Source organism: Bradyrhizobium altum (genome assembly GCF_020889705.1).
GTDB classification, from domain to species: Bacteria; Pseudomonadota; Alphaproteobacteria; order Rhizobiales; family Xanthobacteraceae; genus Bradyrhizobium; species Bradyrhizobium altum.
On the sequence record NZ_JACMYP010000421.1, the window covers coordinates 1 to 4721 of the forward strand.

Sequence of the window (4721 nt, forward strand, 5' to 3'; positions counted from 1 at the left end):
GCCCCCACCCCAACCCTCCCCCGCAAGCGGGAGAGGGAGCCGAGTGACTTCCGGGGCTGGCTGCTCGCGTTCGCAGCCAAGTTCGCTCGCCTACGACGCGGCGGCCTCGACCTTGTCACGCAAGGTGAAGCGGTCGCCGTCGCGGACCAGCGAAATGTTGCGCCGGTGGAAGGCGTCGAGCGTCGAACGGTGGCCGATCGAGACCACCGCGGTGTCGGGCAGCTTCTCGGCGATCAGTCGGTACAGCGCGGCTTCCGACGGCTCGTCGAGCGAGGCCGTCGCCTCGTCGAGGAACAGGAACTGCGGCGCATGCAGCAGCGCCCGGGCGATGCCGAGCCGCTGCTGCTCGCCGAGCGACAGCATCCGGTTCCAGTGCGCTTCTTCCTCGAGCCGCGCCGCGAGCTGCGGCAGTCCGACCGCCGCGAGGACCTCGCGGACCCGTCCCGCATCGTAGCTCGCGGCCTGGCCCGGATAGACCACCGCGTCATGCAGCGAGCCGATCGGCAGATAGGGACGTTGCGGCAGCATCATCAGGCTGGCATTGGCCGGGATATTGACCGAGCCGCGACCGAACGGCCAGATGCCGGCCACTGCGCGGAATAGCGTGGACTTGCCGGCGCCGGAGGGACCGGTGACCAGGGTGCGTTCATTGTCGCGAAGGCTGAAGCCGTCCGCTGCGAGCAGCGGCTTGCCGTCCGGCAGGGTGACCAGGAGATCGTCGAGATCGATCGTGTCGCCGCCTGTGGGCTTGACGTGGATGATGTCCTGCCGCTGCGCGAGCGCATCGCCACCGCGGATCGAGTTCTCGAAGCCATCGAGACGCGCGACCACCGATTGCCATTCGGCCAGCGTCCGGTAGGCCGAGATGAAGAAGGACAGTGAATCCTGCACGCTGCTGAAGGCGGACGCGGTCTGCATCATGCCGCCGAGCTGGATCTTGTTGGCGAAATAAGCCGGTGCGATCAACACATAGGGGAAGATCACGGCGGCTTGCGAATAGGTCGCGGTGAACGCGGTCAGCTTCTTGGTTCGTTGCATGATGTCGAGCCAGTTCCCGACCACGAAGCCGAAGCGATCGAGCAATCGCGTGCGCTCGGCCGGTTCACCGTGGAGCAGTGCAATCTGCTCGGCGTTCTCACGGGTCCGCACCAGGTTGAAGCGAAAATCGGCCTCGAACCGCTGCTGCCGGAAGTTGAGGTCGACCAGCGGCCTGCCGATCACATGGGTCAAGACCGTTCCGAGGATCGCGTAGACCAGCGCGCCCAGCACCAGATAGCCGGGAATCGCGAGGTCCTTGCCGAACAGATGCAGCGGCGCCTGATTGGAAAGGCCCCACAGGATGAAGACGAAGGAAGCAAGCGTCACCACGGCGCTCAATAGTCCGATCCCGAGCGTCAGGGTCTGTTCGACGAAGCGCTGGGTGTCGTCGGCGATACGCTGGTCGGGGTTGTCAGCGGCATCGCCGAGCAGCTGCATACGATAGTGGTTGGCATCGTGCAGCCAGCCGCCGAGATAACGCGTGGTCATCCAGCGCCGCCAGCGGATCTGCAGCCACTGATTGAGATAGAGCTGGTAGACCTTCAGGCCGATCCAGAACGCCGCGAGCACGCAGAAATAACCGATTTGATAGGTGAAGACCGCCTGATCACGCTCCTGCAGCGCGTTGTAGAAAACATTGTTCCAGCGGTTGAACAGCACGGTCAGAAACACGCTGGCGAGCTCGATGATCACCACCGCGGCCAGCAGTCCGCGGCCTGCCCATTTGTCGTCGGAGTTGAAATAGGGCGAGGCGATGCGCCACACCGTCGCGAGCGTCGAGCGAATGTTGTTCACAGATTATCGTCTCCGGGGAAGTGGCCGCAACGGCCTGAAGAATCGGGACAATCGGCGTGGTCCTCGACTAAAGTCGTAGGTCTGGCATGCAAGCGTTGGCTTGTCCCGGCGATCGAGTCAACTCTAGCATGACGACAACGGCGAGGGGCGGGGGACCTTCGATTTTTCGCGAGGATGTGAGCGATCCTTACCGATCGTTCATTCGCGAGCCGGGGCTGCAATTCTTCCGACGGACTCCCGCAATCGCACCAGCGCGCCTGCCTGCACCGAGGCCGGGGCGCTGCATAAGAACGTGGGAAGGACCCCGAGATGAGCACCTGGAATCAAATCTACAATCCGCTCGGCAATGCGGGGCTGTCGACGCTGGCGGCCGCCATTCCCGTGGTCACGCTGCTGGTGCTGATCGCCAGCGGCAAGGTGAAGGCACATATCGCCGCCATCGTCGCCGTGATCGTGACCAACCTGATCACGATCTTCGTGTTCACGATGCCGGCCGGCATGTCGATCCGCGCATCGATCCTCGGCATCGTCACCGGGTTCTTTCCGATCGGCTGGATCGTGCTCAACGTCATCTTCCTCTACCAGGTCACGGTGAGGTGCGGGAAGTTCGAGCTGCTCAAGCGCGCGGTCGGCGGCGTCACCGAGGATCGCCGCCTGCAGTTGCTCCTGATCGCGTTCTCGTTCGGCGCCTTCTTCGAGGGCGCCTCGGGCTTCGGCACACCGGTCGCCATCACCGGTGCAGTGCTGATCGGGCTCGGCTTCTCGCCGCTCGCAGCCTCCGGCCTGTCGCTGATCGCCAACACGGCGCCGGTCGCCTTCGGTGCGCTGGGCACGCCGATCCAGGGCCTTGCCTCGGTCACCGGGCTCGATCCCTACATCCTCGGCGCCATGGTCGGCCGGCAGCTGCCGCTGTTCTCGCTGATCGTGCCGTTCTGGGTGGTGTGGGCGTTCGCGGGCTGGCGCGGCATGAAGGAAGTGTGGCCGGCGATCCTGGTCACCGGCGTGTCGTTTGCGGTCCCGCAATTCGTGATCTCGAACTACATCAATCCCTGGATCGTCGATATCGGCGCCTCGCTGATCTCGATGGGCGCGCTGATCCTGTTCCTCAAGATCTGGCAGCCGCGTCAGCTCTGGCTGTCGCCCGCGTTGCGCGGCCGCGATGAATCGGCGGCGACGATGGCGGCCGCCAAGCCGCTCGACAAGACGCCGTTGACCCAGGGCGAATTGTGGAGCGCGCTGCTGCCGTGGATCATCGTCTGCATCCTGATGCTGATCTGGGGCAACGGCGCCTTCAAGGCCTGGGCGAATGCCAACTTCGTCTGGAACTATCCGGTGCCCGATCTCGACAAGCTGATCTTCAAGGTGCCGCCGGTGGTGGCCAAGCCGACGCCGGAAGCTGCGGTGTTCGGCTTCACCTACCTGTCGTTCACCGGCACCGGATTGCTGATCGCCGCGATCATCTCAGGTCTCCTGATGGGCTTCTCGCCGCTCAAGCTGATCGCCGAATATGGCCGCACCATCCGCCTGTGCGCGATCTCGCTGATCACGATCTCGGCGATGCTGGCGATCGGCACGCTGACCCGGCTCTCCGGCGTCGACGCCACCCTCGGCCTCGCCTTCGCCGCGACCGGCGTGCTCTACCCGTTCTTCGGCACGCTGCTCGGCTGGCTCGGCGTGGCGCTGACCGGATCGGACACCTCGTCCAACATCCTGTTCGGCAATCTGCAGAAGATCACCTCCGAGCAGCTCGGCCTGTCGCCGATCCTGATGGCGGCGGCGAACTCCTCGGGCGGCGTGATGGGCAAGATGATCGACGCGCAGTCGATCGTGGTCGCCTCCACCGCGACCAACTGGTACGGCCACGAAGGGTCGATCCTGCGCTACGTGTTCCTGCACTCGATCGTGCTGGCGTGCCTGGTCGGTCTGTTCGTGACCCTGCAGGCCTATGTCTACCCGTTCACGGCGATGGTTCTGAAATAACGAGGCGAGGCGTCGCCCAAACCAAGATCCCCGCGGGTGCGAGCCCGCGGGGATTTTGCTTTTCAAGCGCTTTTTCTCGCACCGCCATTCTGGCCAATCGCAGCCTCGTCCCATACAAGGGCGGCGTCGCAATTGCTGGGAATGGCATGATCTCGATGAAGCGGATTCTGAACGGCGGCATGGCCGCGTTGGCGGTCGTTGCAGCGGCGCTTGGCGCGGGGCCGCTACAGGCCCAGGAAGAATTCCCGTTCGGCTTCGTGATGACGCTCGATGCCGCGCGCATGCCGGGCTCCAAGCGGATTCCCTCGATCGAGGTCGGCGACAATGGCGAGGTGATCCTCGAACTGTGGTGCGACGGCGGCAAGGGTCAGTTCTCGGTTGCCGGCAATACCATCGTGTTCGTTCCCGGCGCGATGGAGAATCGCAACTGCACGCCGGACCGGGCGCAGGCCGACAAGGATCTGCTCACCGCGCTCGGCGACACGACGAGCTGGCGGCGGCAAGGTGATCAGGTCACGTTCTTCGGAAGCAGGCAGCTGCGTTTCGTGATCAACAGCAACTAGGGCATGATCCGGAAAAGTGCGAAGCGGTTTTCCGAAAAGATCATGCCCAAGCAAAAAGTGACGAACTCGTCGCGTTGCTGCGTCGAACGCGGGCTCAGGGCGTTGCGACCAATCCGCTTGCGGTGGCAACGATCCAGCGATTGCCCCAGCGCACGATGGAATCGACCCGACCGAGGCCTGGGACGACGTCGCCGCGTGCGGCCATCTTGACGCCCTCCGGCCCCTCGAGCACGGCGGTGCCGTCGCGGACTTCGACCACCGACCATCCGGGAATGGTGCTCGGCCGGGTCTCCGCGGCTGCGACGGGCGGCTTCGTTCCGAGCGCCGCGGCCTGCGCGTTCAGGG

General features: G+C 64.6%; 3 protein-coding genes and 1 pseudogene. 2 read left to right on the forward strand and 2 right to left on the reverse strand.

Features of this window, described 5'->3' with window-relative positions; all coding sequences use genetic code 11:
• Positions 1 to 90 precede the first annotated feature (90 nt).
• On the reverse strand, positions 91 to 1833 hold the full coding sequence (locus tag H8B02_RS45325) for an ABC transporter ATP-binding protein/permease (protein ID WP_229172223.1): 1743 nt from the start codon (positions 1831 to 1833) through the stop codon (positions 91 to 93).
• 309 nt (positions 1834 to 2142) lie between these two features.
• Between H8B02_RS45325 and H8B02_RS45330 the strand changes: the two genes are divergently transcribed.
• The gene (locus tag H8B02_RS45330; RefSeq protein WP_229172224.1) at positions 2143 to 3813 is read left to right on the forward strand and encodes an L-lactate permease; all 1671 of its coding nucleotides are present in this window, start codon (positions 2143 to 2145) and stop codon (positions 3811 to 3813) included.
• A 146-nt stretch (positions 3814 to 3959) separates the two neighbouring features.
• Complete coding sequence (locus H8B02_RS45335; RefSeq protein ID WP_229172225.1) at positions 3960 to 4376, forward strand: META domain-containing protein; 417 nt, start codon at positions 3960 to 3962, stop codon at positions 4374 to 4376.
• Positions 4377 to 4470: 94 nt separating this feature from the next.
• On the opposite strand, the pseudogene H8B02_RS45340 reads toward H8B02_RS45335, so the two are convergent.
• Positions 4471 to 4721, reverse strand: a pseudogene (locus H8B02_RS45340) (hypothetical protein); the annotation flags it as partial.